This is a genomic window from Streptomyces parvus, from assembly GCF_032121415.1.
Taxonomy (GTDB): domain Bacteria; phylum Actinomycetota; class Actinomycetes; order Streptomycetales; family Streptomycetaceae; genus Streptomyces; species Streptomyces globisporus_A.
Window position 1 is genome coordinate 1,804,500 of sequence record NZ_CP135079.1, and the last position, 18,371, is coordinate 1,822,870.

General features: G+C 70.5%; 17 protein-coding genes and 1 tRNA gene. 6 read left to right on the forward strand and 12 right to left on the reverse strand.

Annotation, left to right across the window (positions count from 1 at the left end):
- The first annotated feature begins 83 nt into the window (after positions 1-83).
- Positions 84-602 (forward strand): hypothetical protein, encoded by a 519-nt coding sequence (locus tag RNL97_RS09265; protein ID WP_030584138.1) that lies wholly within the window; start codon positions 84-86, stop codon positions 600-602.
- Between the two features lie 100 nt (positions 603-702).
- Here the strand turns inward: RNL97_RS09265 and RNL97_RS09270 are convergent.
- Positions 703-774: transfer RNA gene (locus RNL97_RS09270), tRNA-Val, on the reverse strand.
- A 184-nt stretch (positions 775-958) separates the two neighbouring features.
- Here RNL97_RS09270 and RNL97_RS09275 point away from each other — a divergent pair.
- The 3 genes from RNL97_RS09275 (at position 959) to RNL97_RS09285 (ending at position 3,579) form a co-directional block, all read left to right on the forward strand.
- Entirely contained in the window at positions 959-1,756 is a 798-nt protein-coding gene (locus tag RNL97_RS09275) for a DUF4097 family beta strand repeat-containing protein (RefSeq protein WP_313750561.1), read from the forward strand.
- Between the two features lie 71 nt (positions 1,757-1,827).
- Positions 1,828-3,207, forward strand: coding sequence for a hypothetical protein (locus RNL97_RS09280; RefSeq protein WP_032766784.1), 1,380 nt, complete (start codon positions 1,828-1,830; stop codon positions 3,205-3,207).
- A gap of 144 nt (positions 3,208-3,351) precedes the next feature.
- Positions 3,352-3,579 (forward strand): FmdB family zinc ribbon protein, encoded by a 228-nt coding sequence (locus RNL97_RS09285; RefSeq protein WP_313750562.1) that lies wholly within the window; start codon positions 3,352-3,354, stop codon positions 3,577-3,579.
- 8 nt (positions 3,580-3,587) lie between these two features.
- Here the strand turns inward: RNL97_RS09285 and RNL97_RS09290 are convergent, their stop codons facing one another.
- The 4 genes from RNL97_RS09290 to RNL97_RS09305 are packed head-to-tail and all read right to left on the reverse strand — an operon-like array spanning position 3,588 to position 8,845.
- The gene (locus RNL97_RS09290) at positions 3,588-4,247 is read right to left on the reverse strand and encodes an O-methyltransferase (RefSeq protein ID WP_313750563.1); all 660 of its coding nucleotides are present in this window, start codon (positions 4,245-4,247) and stop codon (positions 3,588-3,590) included.
- 41 nt (positions 4,248-4,288) lie between these two features.
- Complete coding sequence (locus RNL97_RS09295; RefSeq protein ID WP_313750564.1) at positions 4,289-5,131, reverse strand: HAD family hydrolase; 843 nt, start codon at positions 5,129-5,131, stop codon at positions 4,289-4,291.
- A complete protein-coding gene (locus RNL97_RS09300) occupies positions 5,128-7,617 on the reverse strand; it encodes a phosphoribosyltransferase (RefSeq protein ID WP_313750565.1) in 2,490 nt (829 codons plus the stop codon). Before RNL97_RS09300 ends, RNL97_RS09295 begins: the two co-directional genes overlap by 4 nt.
- Positions 7,618-7,627: 10 nt before the next feature.
- Positions 7,628-8,845, reverse strand: coding sequence for an HpcH/HpaI aldolase/citrate lyase family protein (locus tag RNL97_RS09305; RefSeq protein WP_243313939.1), 1,218 nt, complete (start codon positions 8,843-8,845; stop codon positions 7,628-7,630).
- Positions 8,846-9,066: 221 nt separating this feature from the next.
- Here RNL97_RS09305 and RNL97_RS09310 point away from each other — a divergent pair, with 221 nt between their 5' ends.
- Complete coding sequence (locus tag RNL97_RS09310) at positions 9,067-9,963, forward strand: TerD family protein (protein ID WP_243313941.1); 897 nt, start codon at positions 9,067-9,069, stop codon at positions 9,961-9,963.
- A 26-nt stretch (positions 9,964-9,989) separates the two neighbouring features.
- Here the strand turns inward: RNL97_RS09310 and RNL97_RS09315 are convergent, their stop codons facing one another.
- The 6 genes from RNL97_RS09315 to RNL97_RS09340 form a co-directional block, all read right to left on the reverse strand.
- Positions 9,990-10,724, reverse strand: coding sequence for a TerD family protein (locus RNL97_RS09315; RefSeq protein WP_030592952.1), 735 nt, complete (start codon positions 10,722-10,724; stop codon positions 9,990-9,992).
- Between the two features lie 140 nt (positions 10,725-10,864).
- Complete coding sequence (locus RNL97_RS09320) at positions 10,865-12,016, reverse strand: DUF475 domain-containing protein (protein ID WP_030592955.1); 1,152 nt, start codon at positions 12,014-12,016, stop codon at positions 10,865-10,867.
- Positions 12,017-12,086: 70 nt separating this feature from the next.
- On the reverse strand, positions 12,087-12,662 hold the full coding sequence (locus RNL97_RS09325) for a TerD family protein (protein WP_030592957.1): 576 nt from the start codon (positions 12,660-12,662) through the stop codon (positions 12,087-12,089).
- Between the two features lie 128 nt (positions 12,663-12,790).
- Entirely contained in the window at positions 12,791-13,366 is a 576-nt protein-coding gene (locus RNL97_RS09330; RefSeq protein ID WP_030592959.1) for a TerD family protein, read from the reverse strand.
- A gap of 138 nt (positions 13,367-13,504) precedes the next feature.
- On the reverse strand, positions 13,505-13,963 hold the full coding sequence (locus RNL97_RS09335) for a peroxiredoxin (protein WP_030592961.1): 459 nt from the start codon (positions 13,961-13,963) through the stop codon (positions 13,505-13,507).
- A 148-nt stretch (positions 13,964-14,111) separates the two neighbouring features.
- Entirely contained in the window at positions 14,112-14,549 is a 438-nt protein-coding gene (locus tag RNL97_RS09340; RefSeq protein ID WP_030592963.1) for a DUF3052 domain-containing protein, read from the reverse strand.
- 514 nt (positions 14,550-15,063) lie between these two features.
- On the opposite strand from RNL97_RS09340, the gene aceE reads away from it, so the two are divergent.
- A complete protein-coding gene (gene aceE, locus RNL97_RS09345; protein ID WP_030592965.1) occupies positions 15,064-17,796 on the forward strand; it encodes a pyruvate dehydrogenase (acetyl-transferring), homodimeric type in 2,733 nt (910 codons plus the stop codon).
- Between the two features lie 84 nt (positions 17,797-17,880).
- On the opposite strand, the gene RNL97_RS09350 is transcribed toward aceE, so the two are convergent.
- Positions 17,881-18,285 (reverse strand): peptidase inhibitor family I36 protein, encoded by a 405-nt coding sequence (locus tag RNL97_RS09350; protein WP_030592967.1) that lies wholly within the window; start codon positions 18,283-18,285, stop codon positions 17,881-17,883.
- Positions 18,286-18,371: the final 86 nt, after the last annotated feature.

An 18,371-nucleotide genomic window follows, 5' to 3' on the forward strand; every position in this document is an offset into this window, starting at 1 on the left:
AGGGACGATAACCCCATGACCGATGAAGATCTGTTCGAGCCCGACCACCGCGACCGAAGCGAGACCGACGGGGATCACGCCTGATGTGGGAGAGCGCCATCGCCGTCATAGGCACCCTCGCCGGCGGGCTCCTCGTCACGATCACCCAGCAGATGACCGACCGGCGCCGGCAGCGCGAGCAGCACCGCGAGCGCGTCGCCGACCTCACCGGCCAGCTCCTGAGCGCCGCGCTCCGCTACCGCCAGCTGTACTGGCTCCGGGTGGACGCCCGCCGGGCGGGAGAGCCGGACCCCGTCGTCCGGGCGGATTTCTACCAGGCCCGCAGTGATGTGACCGAGGCCCGGGACCGGCTGGCCCTGGCCGTCACCGACGAGACCTTGCTCCGGGCGGCCGGACGCGCTGCGTGGAGTGCCCTGGATCTGAGTGATATCGACCCCGGCGTCCCGGAGGACGGCCGCTACACGCCCGAGATCGAGGCCCGGCTCGAAGCGGCGCGGCAGCGTACGCACAACGCCCACACCGAGCTGCGGCAGGCGGCCGCCGGCTACGGCACCGCGTCGGCCCCTGGCCGTGCCGTCGACACACGGGCGCAGTCCACCTGACGACCCTGTGGACTCCCAGGAGGCTTCCGGCACGAGAAGGCCCCCCGACCGATCACGACTGGGGGGCCCAAACAGGCTCTCACCTGCTACTTGTCCTCGGTGGGCGCGGACGGTTTCGAACCGCCGACATCTGCTTTGTAAGAGCAGCGCTCTACCCCTGAGCTACGCACCCGTGGATGAGGCAACAGCGTACATGGACCGGGGCCGTGCTCATAAACCGTTCGGACCGGGGGATAACCCCACCCCCGAGACGGTAGCCGGCCGGATCCCGCCGGGGGCCGTCGCTGCATACGGTTTGAGTGCACCGGCACCGACGTCCGGTGGCACGCACAGCACGCACTGGGGGACCGATCACCGTGGACATCGCTACGAGCGCACCGACCCGCACCCGTCTCGGGGGCACCGGGCGGGCCCTCGCTCTCGGGGGCGGGGCGGCGTTGCTGGCGCTGGCTCTCACCGGGTGCGGGAGCACGGACGTGGACGGCGCCCCCGTCGAGCGCAAGTCGTTCGCCCTGGAAGGGAAGACGCTGACCGTCGACGCCGAGAACGGTGTCGTGGACCTGGTGCCGGCTGATGTGGAGCAGGTCGAGGTGGAGCGGCAGTTCGACGGGTGGGCGGTGTTCGGCAGCGGGCCCGACGCCGTGTGGAAGATGGAGGGCGACACCCTGACGCTCCGGGTGAAGTGCGAAGGCATCGCCAACTGCGACTCCCGGCACCGGGTGAAGGTGCCGCGCGGGGTCGCGGTGACGGCCGCCTCGGACAACGGGACGGTCAGCGCCACCGGCTTCGACAGCGCGTTGGACCTGTACTCCGACAACGGCGAGATCAACGTCCGGGACACGAGCGGCGCGCTGAAGCTGAAGAGCGACAACGGGCAGGTGCGGGCCGAGCGGATATCCGGCTCCTCCGTGACCGCCCGCGCCGACAACGGGGAGATCCGGCTGGGCTTCGCCTCCGTGCCCGACCTCGTGGACACCGTGAGTGACAACGGGAGCATCACCATCGATCTGCCGCCGGGCGGGCAGAAGTACAAGGTCGACGCCTCCGCGGACAACGGGGACGTCTCCGTCGACGTGCCGCGCGGCGACGACAGCGCCCACGTCGTGAAGGCCTACAGCGACAACGGGGAAGTCACCGTGCGAAGCGCGAACTAACCGACCCGTGTGTTCGTCCTTACCTGGTGGGACAATGTACCGGGCAGGGCGAATCGGCACGGGAGAGGCATGTGACGGCGACCAACGCGCGGCCGGAGGCAGGAGCGGGTGCGAGTTCCGCCGTTCGAAGTGGCCGGGACCTTCTGGCGCTGATGCTGCTGCCCGTGCCCCTCGTGCTGGCCGCGCTGCCCGCCGCCTTCGCCGGTGGCGGTACGCGCCGGTGGTTCGGCGGACGCGGCGGGGAGAGTCAGCGGGCCGAGGCACAGGCCGCGAAGGACGCCGCCGCCGAGGCGTTCTACGAGCTGGACACCGCCCAGCGCGATCTGCGGATCTCCATCGAGACCATCAACGCCGTGGACAGCTCCTCGCGCGGCCGCAAGGCATCCGAGGACTTCGCCGCGCTCGGCCGGCGCATCGACGAGGTCAGCCACGCCTACATCACCGCCGTCGACAGCCATGACCTGGACCGGGACGACCTGGAGCCCGCCGTCGCCTCCCGGGCCCGCACCGAGCTGACCCGGGCCAAAGACGACCTCGTGCGGGTCAAGGGCGAGCTGGACCGCTTCGCCCAGGGGCTCGGGCCGCTGCTCGGCAGCGCGGAGACCCAGCTCGCCCGGCTCGCCCCCGCCGTCGAGCGGGCCCGGCAGGCGCTCCTCGCGGCGAGCAACGCCCTCGACACCGTGCGGGCCGCGGGACTGCGGGCCGACGAGCTCGCCGCCCGGCTGGCCGCGCTCGCCCCCGAGCTGACCAAACTGAACCAGGGCGCGGGGAAGCACGGCGTACCGGAGACCCTCCAGCGCGCCGACGTGGTCCTCCGTGATGCGGAGGCGGTGCGCACCGAGGCGGAGCGGCTGCCCGAGCGGGCCGCCGAGATCGACCGACGGCTGGTCTCCCTGCGGACCCGGGCGCAGGCGCTGACGACCCGGGCGGGCTCGGTGGAGCCGGTGCTCAGCGAGTTGCGGCGGCGCTTCTCGGCCGCCTGCTGGCAGGACCTCCAGCCCGTCCCCGAGCAGGCGGCCGTCAGCGTACGGCAGGCGGAGGACAAGCTCGCCGAGGCGGCGAAGGCGCGGGAGGAGCAGCGCTGGGCGGACGCCACGTCCCGGCTGTCCACGGTCCGCGCCCTGCTCAACACGGTGGACGAGGCGGTCTCCGCCGCCGGAGACCGGTTGCAGCAGCTGAACGCGGTGGCGAAGGACCCGCAGCAGGAGATCGAGCGGACCCGCTTCGCGGTGCGGGACGCCCAGCGCCTCGCCATGGCCGGCCGGCACACGCCCGATCCCCGGCACGCACGGCCGCTCGACGACTCCGTCGCCCGGCTGGAGCGTGCCATCGCCGGGCTCGAAGGGCGCCACCCCGACTACTGGCACTTCCTGACCGAGACCGAGGCCGTGCGGCAGACCGCCGCCCGGGTCGTCTCCGACATCCGCGAGGAACGCGGCGGCGGCGCGTAAAGCCTGATCCAGGCGCATAGAGCCTGATCCGGGCGCGTGCAGCCTGATCCGGGCGCGTGCAGTCTGACGCAGAGGACAGGCGCCGAGCCGTCCGGCATCGAAGGGGGCATGGTCCGCGGCCCGCGATGGCTCTAGCCTGAGCCCATGCCTCGTTACGAATTCCGCTGCCGCACCTGCGGAGACACCTTCGAAGTCAGCCGTCCCATGGCGCAGTCCTCGGACCCCGCCTCCTGCCCCGCGGGCCACGACGACACCGTCAAGCTGTTGTCCGCCGTGGCCGTGGGCGGGGCTGCCGGGTCCGCTCCCGCACCGTCCGGAGGCGGTGGAGGCGGTGGAGGCGGTGGTTGCTGCGGGGGCGGGTGCTGCGGCTGAACCCGGGCCTACCTCTTGCGGGACAGCGTCAGGCCGTCCGCGACCGTCAGCAGCACGCTGTCCATCCGGGCGTCCGCGCTCACATGGTCGTTGAACTCCTTGATCGCCGCCGCCGGGCCCGTCGCCTCCGGGTCCGTCACCCCGCCGTGGAAGAGCACGTTGTCCGTGGCGATGACCCCGCCCTGCCGCATCCTGGGCACCAGCTCCTCCCAGTACGCGATGTAGCCGTCCTTGTCCGCGTCCAGGTAGGCGAAGTCGATGTGCGGCTCGGCGGGCATCGCGCGCAGGGTGTCCAGGGCGGGGGCGATGCGCAGGTCGATCCGGTCCGCGACGCCCGCCTTCTCCCAGGCCTCACGGCCGTACGCCGTCCACTCCTCCGAGATGTCACAGGCGATCAGCGTGCCGTCGGCGGGCAGCGCCTGGGCCATCGCCAGGGCGCTGAACCCGGTGAACGTGCCGACCTCCACCACATGCCGGGCGCCCACCAGCCGGACGAGGAAGGCCAACAGCGGGGCCTGCTCCTCGGCCGACACCATGCCCGCGTGGTCGGGGAATCGTGCGTACGTGGTGTCCACCAGCTCCCGCTGGACCAGGTTCAGCGGCGGGTTGTGGGCCAGCATGTACCGGTAGAGCTCGCCGGTGATCGTTGTGTCGTTGCCCTTGGTCATGCCCCCAGCCTCGCGCAACGCGCGCCCGCGCGCAGGAGAACTCACCCAGCGGCGGCCGCCAGGAAGCGGCGCAGGATCTCCTCCCCCGCCGCGCCGCCCCGCTCCTCCAGGGCCACCACGTGCGGGGCCCGCCAGCCCTCGTCGGCCAGTTCGCCGTGGCCGGGTCGCCAGCCGAGGTCGGCGGCGAGCAGCAGGTCGGCGTCGAGGAGGGAGTCCCCTGCGGCGAGCGTGCGGGTGGCTCCGGTGCGGCGGGCGACCTCGTGCATCGCGGCGCTCTTGGTGAGCGGCGCCGGGACCGCGTAGATCTTGCGGCCCTGGAGGGAGACCGTCCAGCCGCGCGGGCGGGCCCAGGCCGCCAGCTCCTTCACCCACCCCTCGGGCAGCAGGGACCGTTCGACGACGAGGTAGGCGAAGAGGTCCTCGGCGACCCGTTCCTTCAGCAGCCAGGCCGGGTCGGCGGTGGTCGCGAGGTGGGCGCGGATCTCGGTGAGCGGCGCGCACTCGGCCGCGATCCGGGACTCCACCCGCTGCTGCCAGTCGCGGTCGGAGACGCCGTCGACCAGGATGTGGCCGCCGTTGGCGCAGATCGCGTACCGGGGGGCGGGCCCGGGGAGGTGGATGCGCCCGTACTGCTCGCGGGTGCGGGTGGTGGTCGGCACGAAGACGGTGGCGCCCGTCACCTCGGTGAGGAGCGCGGCAGCCGTCTCCGTCATGTACGAGAGCGGCTTGTGGCCGTACACCTCGACGCACAGGAGCCGGGGGGCCTCCGCGTCCGGCATGGACAGGTCGAGCGAGGCCGCCGAGTAGATCAGCGTACGGTCGAGGTCGCTCGCCACCAGGGTGGTGGCCGAAGACGTCGAAGGGGTCGAGGAGTTCACGTTCATGCGCCCTTCACCGCCTTGCCGTCCGCGCCCGTCGCGCCGCGCGTGTACCGGGGGTGGATCAGACCGACACAGCTGTACGGGAGGTCGTCGGCCTCCTCGACCGGGACGCCTCGCTGTTCGGCCAGCAGCCGGATGTGCTCCAGGTCCGTGCCCGCGCCGCGCCGGGCGAGGATCTTCCAGGGGACCCGGCGGAGCAGCACCCGGGTGGTCTCGCCGACGCCCGGCTTGACCAGGTTGACGTCGTGGATGCCGTACTCCTCGCTGATCCGCTCGACGGCCGCCCAGCCCTCCCAGGTCGGGGCGCGGTCGGCGGCGAGCAGATCCTTGGCCTCGGCCTCGACCTGGCCCGCCACCTCCTCGAAGCGGGCGGCCACCGCCGTCAGGAAGTCGCCCGAGACATCGGAGCCGGCCAGCTCCCGGTAGAACTTCCCGCCGTGGAAATCGTTCGGCCCGACCAGGTCGGCGCGGAGCACCGTACGGGAAATGAGGCCGGAGACCGTGGAGTTGAGGCAGGCCGAGGGGATGAGGAAGTCCTCGCGGGTGCCGTACGTCCGCACGCAGCCGCCCGGGTCCGCGAGCACCGCGATCTCCGGGTCGAAGCCGGCGGGCCCGCCCGAGGACTCGAACTCCTGGATCGCCGCGGCCAGTTCGCGGGTGATCGCGCCCTTGCCCGTCCAGCCGTCGACGAACACCACGTCGGACGGGTCGTGATGGGCGGCCAGCCAGCGCAGGGCGGTGGCGTCGATGCCACGGCCCCGGACGATGGAGATGGCGTAGTGCGGCAGGTCCAGGCCGTGCCGGTGCTGGGCCCAGCGCCGCATCAGCACCCCGACCGGGGTTCCGGCCCGGGCGAGCGAGACGAGCACGGGGCGGGGGCCGCGTTCGGCGAGGACCGTCTCGGTGACGGTGCCGACCGCGCGGGCGATGCGCGCGGCGGAGGTCTCCAGGGCGGCGGAGAACAGCGCCTGGTACTCGGCGCTGGGCTGGTACTCCACGGGCAGCGACTCCGCGTAGTGCGCGCCGCCGCTCTGGATCGCCTCCTCGCGCTCCTCCGTGGGGGCCTCCAGCTCGGTGTCCGAGAGGTCCTGGAGCAGCCAGCCGACGTCCTCGGGCGCGTAGCTGGAGAAGTCGGGGCCTCGGAGGGGCTCGGGCAGCACGGCGGGCTCCTGGACAGGTGTGGGGGTGTACGAGGGGACGACCGCGAGGAGTACCTGGCCGGTGTGCTCGGCGAGCCGGGCCAACAGCCCGTCGGGGGCGTGCAGTTCGGGGGTGTCGGCGGCGGAGTCGACGACGGCGATCACCGCGTCGAAGCCGGCGCCCGCCACGTTGTACGCGTACCGGTCGCCGGGGCCGTCCGCCGGGGTGTCGTGGGCCGGGAAGACGAGGCGGGTGCGTATCGCGTAGCCGGGGTCGTCGACGGCGAGGACGGGCGAGCGGGTGGTGGTGGAGTAGCGGACCTCGGTGTCGGCCCCCAAGGTCTCTTCCAGAGCCGTGCCCAGGCGCAGCGGCGCGTACATCAGCTCCTCGAAGCCGAGCACGAGCACCCGGCCCCGGCGGGCACCGCCGCCCAGCGCGCCCGCGATCCGCTCCGCCATCTCCGGCAGCGCCGCTTCGAGCGCCGCCCGGTGGGCCGGGGTGAAGCCGTGCCTGCCGCCGTCGGGAACGCCCGCGGGCCAGGCGAGGTCGACGCGGGTGACCGGGGCGGGAGCCGGTACGGGGGGTGGCGGCGAGGCGGAAACCTCCGCCTCCTGGGCCGCGACGAGGGCCTGGCCGCGTTCCAGTACGCCGTCCGGGAGCGTGACCGTGCCCGTGGAGCGGGTCACCAGGTCGACGCGGGCGCCGATCTCGGCGGCGAAGACGGTCAGCCGGTCACGGTCCACCGGGGAGCGCATGTCGACCAGCGCGACGATGACGTACCGGTCGCGCGGGTGCGGCTCGTGCAGCGCGCGGATGGTGTTGAGCACCGTGTTGCCGGTGGAGAACTCGTCGTCGACCAGCACCAGGGTCGAGGCCTCCGCTCCCCCGGCCAGCAGCTCGGAGTCCTCCGGCAGCAGCAGGTGCGAGGTGGCGTGCGAGTGGGCCTCCTCGAAGCCGCCCGCCTGCCGGGCGCCCGCCACCGGACGCCGGGTGGAGTGCAGGTACGGGGCGTCCCGCAGGCCGTCGGCGACGGCGTGGCCGAGACCGGTGGCCGTCTCCGCGTATCCGAGGACCACCGCGCGGCGGGCCTCCTCCTCGCCGAGCAGCGCCCGTACCCGCTCACCGAGCCCGTATCCCGCTCCGTACACGACGGAGGGCCGCTGGGGCACATGTTTGCCCAGCACGTTGGAGACGAGCAGGTGCGCCCGCTTGGGGTTGCGGCGCAGGGCCAGGCCCAGCAGCTCCCGCAGGTCTCCGTCGCCTTCGAGGGCGACTCCGAGCCGCTCGGCCACCCAGTCGCCCGACCACACCACGTCCACGTTCTCTTCTCTCGTCGCGCGCTCGCTCATCGACGCGCGCTCAGTTCGTCAGGCCGGCGGCCAGCAGGTCCACGAAGCCGACGTCTTCCCTCGCCACCCCGAAGACCTCGGCCCGCTGGAGCGTTCGCTCGGCCCAGGCCCGGTGCGGCTTCACTTCGTTCATCTTGTTCGTGTACGCCGAGCGCAGCACCCCGCCGCCCCCGCGCTCGGGGCTCAGGATGTCCTGGGCGTCGGTGAACTCCTCGTGGCTGACCACGGACAGCGCGTGGACGGGCGCCACGTGCGACGGGTGGATGCAGGTCTTGCCGAGCAGGCCGTTGGCCCGGTCGAGCTCGATCTCGCGGAGGAGTCCGTCCATGTCGTGCTCGATGAGGGCCGTGCGCAGCTCCTCTGCGCGGCCCTCCAGGAAGGGGCTGCGGCGCAGCTGGGGCTTGAACATGCGCTCCTGGCGGCGGAAGTACTCCCAGACCGGGCCGGTGATCGTGAAGCCCGTGCCGTCGGCCCGGCCGAGCACGTTGACCACGTCGGCGATCACGGAGGCGACGATATGGACGTCGTACGCCGTCATGTCGGGCGCGCGGCGCAGCCCGTAGGCCGAGCAGAAGTCGGTGACGCCGAGCCGCAGGGCGAGCACCCGGTCCCGGTACTTGTCGACGCTGCGGGCGATGCCCCGGAGAATCTCGCCGCGTGTCTCCAGATGGAGCAGCTCGGGGGATTCGAGGACGGGCATGGCGAAGAGCCGTCGGCCGCATGCCGTCTCGGCCTCGGCGAGCGCCTCCAGGAAGTGCCTGCCACGCTCTTCGGTGAATTTGGGAAGTACGAAACCGGACAACATCCGGACCGAGTCGCCGAGGCGGCGCACCAGGTCGGTGATCTGGGCCGGTTCCCGTACGCGGATGAAGAGGAGCGGGGCGTCCGCGCCGGCCGTGCTCCCGGCGTCGCCCTCGTGCCGGGGTCCGGGCCCCGGCGCCGCGTCCCGGGCGGCCAGCGCGGCGAACTGCCTGATCAGGTTGGCTTCGGCGTCGGTCACCTCGGCGTCGTCGATCGAGTCCTCCAGGCAGAGCACCATGGAGACGACACCGCGCGCGGCCTGCTTCAGCACGTCCTCGGCGAGCGACGGACGGGTGGCCGGGGAGTAGAGCGTGGCCCCCAGGGCGACGGAGAGCATCCTCGCCGGGGAGTCCGCGGTGAAGGTGCTGGGCTCTCTGTGGAACAGGCCCTCGCGGGCAGCGGGCGAAATGTGCCCGAAGTGACGCATGATTTTCCCCCGAACTGCCTGACCGGCCGAAGAACGCATGGCCGGTAATAGTACGTACGGACGGGTGTCAACAGTTCCCCATGTACATGAATTTCCGGTTACTCGCCCCTTGTCCGCCCCCCTCTCGCGGTACTGCCCCGCTCGGCCCGCGCCACCGCCGGACACGGCCGTGCCGCCCCCCGCGTTGTCCGCACGGGCCCCCAGCAGGCAGGATGACGGTCATGACGCACACGATGCTGAAGGGCTCGAACGTCCCTGTCGATGCCGCGGCCGTCCGGGCCGTGCTGCGCTGGACCCCGGGCGCCGGGGTTCCCGACGTGGACGCCTCCGCCCTGCTCCTCGGTGCGTCCGGGCGGGTGCGGTCCGACGAGGACTTCGTCTTCTACAACCAGCCCCGGCACCCCTCCGGCCTGGTCCGGCGGCTGCCGAAGCGCAGTGTCCCGGAAGGGCTGACGGACACGATCGAGGCGGACCTCGGGGCGCTCGACGCTTCGGTGGACCAGGTCGTCATCGCGGCCTCCTCCGACGGGGCCGCCTTCGAACAGGTCCCGGACCTGCGGATACTCCTGTTCGACGCCGCGTTCGCCGACGGCGAGCCGCTGGCGGTTTTCGATGTACGGCCGGAGACCGGCGAGGAGACGGCGATCATCTGCGGCGAGCTGTACCGCCGCGGCGAGGGCTGGAAGTTCCGTGCGGTCGGCCAGGGCTATCCCACCGGCCTGATCGGGCTGGCCACCGCTTTCGGCATCTCGGTGGACGAGTCGGAGGCGGCGGACGAGGGCCGGGCGCCTGAGGGGACACAGGAGTCGGCCGCCGCGGGGCCCCTCCCGGCCGCCGTGCCGCCTCCTCCGAGCGCGCCGCCGGGCCCCGTCCCGGCCGCGGCCACCGGGCCCGACTCGCAGGCCACCGTGCAGCATCAGCAGCCCTCCTACGGTTATCCGCCCCCGGTCGCGCCTCCCGTTGCCGGCGCCGGGGCCCAGCAGCCGGCGTACGGCTATCCCCAGCCCGCCGCCGCACCGCCCGCCTACGGCTATCCGCAGCCCGCGGCAGCCGCCGCGCACGCGCCCGACCCCCATTTCGCGCTGCCTCCACAAGGTCCGCAGTTCGTCCGGTCCTGAGCCGTGCCCCGGGAGCGGGCCCCGGATCAGGTCCGGGACTTGTAGCCGCGCCCCCATTGCATGCCGTAGCCGTACAGCCGGTCCAGCTCGGACTGGAATCCGTACACGAACTTCACCTCGCGGCGCACGATCAGCTCGTCCTTGATGTTCTCCACCGTGAACACCGCGCAGGAGCGGGCCTGCGGCGCGCGTTCGTCCAGCTCGATCTCGATGCGCGGCCCGTGGCCCGGGTAGAGCGTGATCTTGGCGTGCGTACGGTCGAACGCCGGCGTCCGGTCGTAGATGTAGACGAAGAACAGCAGCCGCTTGATCTTGTCGCGCTGGTCGAGGTTGACGTAGACCGTCTCTCCCGAGGGCGCTCCGAACCGGTCGTCGCCGCTGAGCCGGACGTAGGGCGGGCCGTTGAGGTCGCCGATCAGGCTGCCCAGGGGCTGCACGACCCCCTTGGTGCCGTCCATCAGCTCGTACATGCAGCCGAGGTCCAGGTCGACGTTGACGACGCCCTGGGTGTGCGCCTGGACGACCTCGGGCTTGAAGAGCTGGAGGGGGCGCCGCAGCCTGCCGCTCTGGCGTGAGCGGCCCTCGATGTCCGAGGTCCGCATCCGCCAGGAGAGGTTGACCCGGAGGTTGCCCGACAGGGCGCCCTGCTTGTTGAGCGAGATCGTGGCGTTCCGTTTGGACAGCACGACGGCGCTCGACGTCGCGTTGCCCGAGTCGAACTGCGCCGCGCGCCCCGGCCACAGGCCGTCGAAGAAACCCATCCCTACCCCCACCTGTTCGCGTTGCCTCTTCGCGCCCCGGACATCACTGCGGGGCGGCCGCCGGGCCGGGTCCGGGAGTTCCCGGAGAGCCGTCGCCGTGTGGGCCGCCCCGCAGAGAGCGTTCCTCAATCCCTACCGGGTCACACCCCGGAGGACACTTCCGCCTTGGTGCCCGAGCCGTCGCCCCCGCCGGATTCCGCGGCGAGCGCGCGGTTGCGCTTGACCGAGGACCAGAAGGAGAGGGCGATCAGGATCACGCCGACCGAGCCGGTGATGAGCTCGTTGATCTCGTGCTGGATGGTGATCAGCAGGATGATCGAGAGCGCGCCGATCGCGTAGTGCGCGCCGTGCTCCAGATAGACGTAGTCGTCGAGCGTGCCCTCGCGCACCAGGTAGACGGTGAGCGAACGGACGTACATGGCGCCGATACCGAGGCCGAGGGCCATCAGCACGATCTCGTTGGTGATGGCGAAGGCGCCGATGACGCCGTCGAAGGAGAACGAGGCGTCCAGGACTTCCAGGTAGAGGAAGAGGAAGAACGCGGCCTTTCCGGCAAGGGCGACCCCGGTGACGGGCTTGCCCTTCTTCTTGGCCTCTTCCTCGGCCTCGTGCTCACGCTCCTCCTCCTCTTCGAGCTTGCCCTCGAAGAATCCGGAGAGCCCGCCGACGATCAGGTAGGTGATCAGACCCGCGATACCGGAGAGCATGACCGTCGCCGACTTGTCCACGTGCCCGCCGCCGTGCTGGTGGGCCTGGGTCGCGAAGGTCATGGCGGTGATCATCAGGAGGATCAGGGCGACGCAGACCGACAGCATGTCGACCTTGCCGAGCTTGGCGAGCGGACGCTCGATCCAGCGCAGCCAGTGGATGTCCCGGTCCTCGTCGAAGATGAAGTCGAGGAAGATCATCAGCAGGAACATGCCACCGAAGGCGGCGATCGACGGATGGGCGTCCGTCACCAGTTCCTTGTACTTGTCCGGGTCGTTGAAGGACAGGTCGATGGCCTCGATCGGTCCGAGCTTGGCACTCACGGCCACGATCACGACGGGGAACACCAGTCGCATACCGAAGACGGCGATGAGGATGCCGACGGTGAGGAAGATCTTCTGCCAGAAGGCATTCATCTTCTTCAGGATTCCGGCGTTGATCACCGCGTTGTCGAAGGACAGCGAGATCTCCAGGACGGACAGGATCGCGACGATGCCGAAAGCCTGCCACCCCCCGTAGAAAATCGCTGCGACCAGGCCGAGCGCGGTGACCGCGAACGACCAGCCGAAGGTTTTCAGAACCACTGGCTACCCCATCGTGTTGTTAAACGGGTCTCCCCCGGTGTGTCGGGGCTCCCCCGCGCCGTGCGCGGCGTTATGAAACGTTGACGCCGAAGTCTAGAGCGATGCCTCGCAGGCCGGACGCGTACCCCTGGCCGACTGCACGGAATTTCCACTCGCCGTTGTACCGGTAGAGCTCGCCGAAGATCATCGCGGTCTCCGTCGAGGCGTCCTCGCTCAGGTCGTAGCGGGCCAGCTCCTGGCCGTCGGCCTGGTTGACCACGCGGATGAACGCGTTGCTGACCTGGCCGAAGGCCTGGCCCCGGTTGTCCGCGTCATGGATCGAGACCGGAAAGACGATCTTGTCGCAGTGGGCGGGGACCTGGTCGAGGCGGACGATGACGGATTCGTCGTCGCCGTCGCCCTCGCCCGTGAGGTTGTCGCCGGTGTGCTCGACGGAGCCGTCCGGGCTCGTGAGGTTGTTGTAGAAGACGAACCACTCGTCACCGAGCACCCGGCCCGACTGGCACAGCAGGGCGCTGGCGTCGAGGTCGAAAGCGGCGCCGGTGGTGGAGCGTGCGTCCCAGCCGAGCCCGACCAGCACCTGGGTGAGGTTGGGTGCGGCCTTGGAGAGGGAGACATTGCCTCCCTTGGCGAGCGTGACGCCCATGTGTGTCCTCCCCGAGTCGTGAAAAACGCTGCCGGGCGCTTTCGACGCCCGGGGCGGGCGTCGAAAGCGCCCGGTCGGGGGTGTCCGGCGGATCAGAACCGGCCGGACACCCCCCTGGCGCCAGAACGTCAGACGTTGACGCCGAAGTCCTGGGCGATGCCGCGCAGGCCGGAGGCGTACCCCTGGCCGATGGCGCGGAACTTCCACTCGGCGCCGTTGCGGTAGAGCTCGCCGAAGACCATCGCGGTCTCCGTCGAGGCGTCCTCGCTCAGGTCGTAGCGGGCAAGCTCGGTGTTGTCGGCCTGGTTGACCACGCGGATGTACGCGTTGCGGACCTGGCCGAAGCTCTGCTGACGGCTCTCGGCCTCGTAGATCGAGACCGGGAAGACGATCTTGTCGACGTCGGCCGGGACACCGGCGAGGTTCACCTTGATGACCTCGTCGTCGCCCTCGCCCTCACCGGTGGTGTTGTCACCGGTGTGCTCGACGGAGCCGTCGGGGCTCTTCAGGTTGTTGAAGAAGACGAAATTGCCGTCGGCGGCGACCTTGCCCTCGGGGTTCGTCAGCAGGGCGCTGGCGTCGAGGTCGAAGTCACCCCCGGTGGTGGTGCGGGCGTCCCAGCCCAGACCGACGATGACCGCGGTCAGGTTGGGCGCGGCCTTGGTCAGCGAGACGTTGCCGCCCTTGCTGAGGCTGACTCCCACGAGTCCTCCAGTAGTTTTCTCAGGGGCCGGCAGACACCAGCGTCCCCGTCGTTCGTTGGCATCGGATCAACGATTGGATCCTAGTGACCGGTTCCCGGCCAAAACAGGCTTTTGACCGGGCGTCGCCAGGAGATCGGCTCAGAGTGCTTCGAGCGCCTTGACGTAGTCGTTCAGGTCCCGGGCGTCCGGGAGGCCGTTGACGACGCTCCAGCGGACGACGCCCGCCTTGTCGATGACGAAGGTGCCGCGCACCGCGCAGCCCTTGTCCTCGTCGAAGACGCCGTACGCCCGCGAGGTCTCCCCGTGCGGCCAGAAGTCGGACAGCAGCGGGTACTCAAGACCCTCCTGCTCGGCGAAGACGCGCAGGGTGTGGATGGAGTCGTTGGAGACGGCGAGGAGCTGGGTGCCCTCGTTCTCGAAGCGGGGCAGCTCGTCGCGGAGCGCGCAGAGCTCGCCGGTGCAGACGCCGGTGAAGGCGAACGGGTAGAACACCAGCACCACGTTCTTCTCACCGCGGAACTCCGACAGCCGCACGGTCCTGCCGTGGTTGTCCTTGAGCTGGAAGTCCGGGGCCTGGCTGCCGACCTCGATCGCCATGGAACACGTGTCCTTTCGCCGCTTCTCCGCTTCCCGGGCCGGGTCCGTCCGGGTGACTCCCACCCTACGCAGACCGGCTGCGGCCGGACGAAGGCCCTCACGGGTGCGGATGCGCCCGTGAGGGCCTCGGGGTGGTGCGAAGAGCGGTTCAGCGCTTGGCCTTGGCCCCCTTGGGGGTGGCCAGACGGCTGCCCGTCCAGTCCTTGCCCGCGCTGATGCTCTTGGTCTGGGCGAGCCCGGCCGTCTGGGCGGCCTCATTGATGTCGCTCGGTTCGACGTATCCGTCACGGCCGGTCTTCGGCGTCATCAGCCAGACCATCCCGCCGTCCTCGATCAGACCGATGGCATCCACCAGCGCGTCCGTAAGGTCGCCGTCCTCGTCGCGGAACCAGAGGAGGACGACGTCTGCGACGTCGTCGTACTCCTCGTCGACGAGTTCCTGGCCGGTAGTGGCCTCAATGCCCTCACGGAGCTCCAGCTCGACGTCGTCGTCGTAGCCGATCTCCTGGACCACCTGTCCGGGCTCGAACCCCAGGCGTGCTGCCGGGTTGGTCCGCTCCTCCGCGTGGTCCGCGGTCGCGCTCACGGGATGCCTCCTGATCATGTCTTCGGAAAATGCTGCAGCCACGCGCGTGCGCGGGGCGTAGGCCGTAGTCCACACGGGCCCGGCGAATCGCGCAAGTACCCAGCGTGCGAGACCGCCTATACGGTGACGTTCCCTGCCACGTCGCCGCAAGTTCCGGCATGCCTCTCCGGCGGCTTCCCGGGGCCTGCCCCAGGTCGCTCCATCCGTTTACGTCCTTCCTCAGCTTATGCGGTTTCGCTCCGCCAATAGGAGTCGAACAGCCTTTGGGAACACTTGGACGCCTTGGGCGTAAGGTTGCGGTTTGCCCGTACCCAGCCGCGTACCGCCCACACGCCTGCCCCGCGGACGAGTTTTCCGAACCGTGGGGTTACCCCTCGGTAGAGATGACGTTCGGGGCCTCGCGGTAGCACGATGGAGGCGGCGCGCACAGAGTTGACAGAGTTGACAGAGCTGTCTGGGGGCACGTTCCCCGCGAACAGCCCCGCAGAGCACCACCGAACAGCGAAGGAACAGTGTGGCTTCCGGATCCGATCGCAACCCGATCATCATTGGCGGCCTTCCGAGCCAGGTCCCGGATTTCGATCCCGAGGAGACCAAGGAGTGGCTCGACTCCCTCGACGCCGCCGTCGACGAGCGCGGCCGTGAGCGGGCCCGCTATCTGATGCTCCGGCTCATCGAGCGCGCGCGTGAGAAGCGTGTCGCCGTGCCGGAGATGCGCAGCACGGACTACGTGAACACGATCGCCACGAAGGACGAGCCGTTCTTCCCCGGCGACGAGGAGATCGAGCGCAAGGTCCTCAACGCGACCCGCTGGAACGCGGCCGTGATGGTCTCGCGGGCCCAGCGTCCCGGGATCGGCGTCGGCGGCCACATCGCCACCTTCGCCTCCTCCGCCTCGCTGTACGACGTGGGCTTCAACCACTTCTTCCGGGGCAAGGACCAGGGCGACGGCGGCGACCAGATCTTCTTCCAGGGACACGCGTCCCCGGGGATCTACGCCCGCGCGTTCCTGCTGGACCGGCTGAGCGAGGCGCAGCTCGACGCCTTCCGCCAGGAGAAGTCGAAGGCCCCGAACGGGCTGTCCAGCTACCCGCACCCGCGGCTGATGCCGGACTTCTGGGAGTTCCCGACCGTCTCGATGGGCCTCGGCCCGCTCGGCGCGATCTACCAGGCGCGGATGAACCGCTACATGGAGGCGCGCGGGATCGCCGACACCTCCAAGTCGCACGTCTGGGCCTACCTGGGCGACGGCGAGATGGACGAGCCGGAGTCGCTGGGCCAGCTCTCCATCGCGGCCCGTGAGGGCCTGGACAACCTCACCTTCGTCGTCAACTGCAACCTGCAGCGGCTCGACGGCCCGGTGCGCGGCAACGGCAAGATCATCCAGGAGCTGGAGTCGCAGTTCCGGGGCGCCGGCTGGAACGTCATCAAGCTGGTCTGGGACCGCTCCTGGGACCCGCTGCTGGCGCAGGACCGCACGGGCATCCTGGTCAACAAGCTGAACACCACGCCGGACGGACAGTTCCAGACGTACGCCACGGAGACCGGCGCGTACATCCGCGAGCACTTCTTCGGCGACGACCCGCGGCTGCGGGACATGGTCAAGGACATGACCGACCAGCAGATCCTGCACCTGGGGCGCGGCGGTCACGACCACCGCAAGGTGTACGCGGCCTACGCGGCGGCCAAGGCGCACAAGGGGCAGCCGACGGTCATCCTGGCGCAGACGGTCAAGGGCTGGACGCTGGGGCCGAACTTCGAGGGCCGCAACGCGACCCACCAGATGAAGAAGCTCACGGTCGAGGACCTCAAGCGCTTCCGGGACCGCCTGCACATCCCGATCACGGACAAGCAGCTGGACGAGGGCTACCCGCCGTACTACCACCCGGGCCGTGACTCGGAGGAGATCCAGTACATGCACGACCGCCGGCAGGGCCTGGGCGGTTACGTCCCGACCCGGGTGGTCCGTGCCAAGCCGCTGCCGCAGCCCGCGGACAAGACGTACGCGGCCGCGAAGAAGGGTTCGGGGTCGCAGTCGATCGCCACCACCATGGCGTTCGTCCGCATCCTGAAGGACCTCATGCGGGACAAGGAGATCGGCAAGCGGTTCGTGCTGATCGCCCCCGACGAGTACCGCACCTTCGGCATGGACGCGTTCTTCCCGAGTGCGAAGATCTACAACCCGCTCGGTCAGCAGTACGAGGCGGTCGACCGGGATCTGCTGCTCGCGTACAAGGAGTCGCCCACGGGTCAGATGCTGCACGACGGCATCTCCGAGGCGGGCTGCACGGCCTCGCTGATCGCGGCCGGTTCGGCGTACGCCACGCACGGCGAGCCGCTGATCCCGGTGTACGTCTTCTACTCGATGTTCGGGTTCCAGCGGACCGGCGACCAGTTCTGGCAGATGGCCGACCAGCTCTCGCGCGGCTTCGTGCTGGGCGCGACCGCCGGCCGCACCACGCTGACCGGTGAGGGCCTCCAGCACGCGGACGGCCACTCGCAGCTGCTCGCCTCGACCAACCCGGGCTGTGTCGCGTACGACCCGGCCTTCGGGTTCGAGATCGCGCACATCATGCAGGACGGGCTCCGCCGGATGTACGGCGAGGCGAACGAGGACGTCTTCTACTACCTCACCGTCTACAACGAGCCGATCCAGCACCCCGCCGAGCCCGAGAACGTGGACGTCGAGGGCATCCTCAAGGGCATCCACCGCTTCTCCACCGGCGAGAAGGGCGAGATCCCGGCCCAGATCATGGCGTCGGGTGTGGCGGTCCCCTGGGCCCTGGAGGCGCAGAGGATCCTCGCGGACGAGTGGAACGTCAAGGCGGACGTCTGGTCGGCGACCTCCTGGAACGAGCTGCGCCGCGACGCGGTGGACGTGGAGCGCCACAACCTCCTGCACCCGGAGGAGGAGCAGCGCGTCCCGTACGTGACCAAGAAGCTCGAAGGGGCCCAGGGCCCGTTCGTGGCGGTCTCGGACTGGATGCGTTCGGTGCCGGACCAGATCGCGCGCTGGGTGCCGGGCGCGTACCAGTCGCTGGGCGCGGACGGCTTCGGCTTCGCGGACACCCGGGGCGCGGCCCGCCGGTTCTTCCACATCGACGCGCAGTCGATCGTGCTGGCGGTGCTGACCGAGCTGGCCAAGGAGGGCAAGGTCGACCGGTCCGCGCTGAAGACGGCGCTCGACCGCTACGACCTCCTGGACGTGGCCGCGGCCGATCCGGGCGCGGCGGGCGGCGACGCGTAGCGCAGCAGCGGGGAAGCGGTTCCCGGGGGCGGTGACGCGCGAGCGCGTCACTGCCCCTTCGCGTGTTCCCCCTCGCGCGCGGGCTCAGTTCTCCCAGATCTTGAAGGCACGTACCTGGTACGGGGACCTGGGCGTCCAGGTGCCCCCGCCCGGGTACGTCTCGAACTCCCCCGTCTCCGCGCACTCGGCGGACTGGTAGGTGGTGACGGGCCGCCCGGTGCGGTTGGCGAGGGACTGGGCGTCGGCGCCCTTCGGCAGCGGGACGCAGCTCTCGATGTCGGTGTCGGAGAGCTCGAAGGTGTGGCGGGCCCCGGTGAATTCGGGCTTCTTCCAGAGGCAGAGCCTGCCGGCCTCACAGGTGCCGAGAGCGACGCCCGGGGACCGCTCGGGGGCCGCGGCCGCCCGGTCGTGGGCCAGGGCCTGGGGAACGAGCGCGGAGACGGCCAGGGCGGCCGCGAGAACGGCCGTACGCGTGAGGTTCGTGCGCATGATGGATCAACCCCCGTGGTTGGTCGGTGATGTGCTTCCGCCGTTCACTCTGAGTCACCGGACGAGAGGTGCGGAAGAGGGGCCGG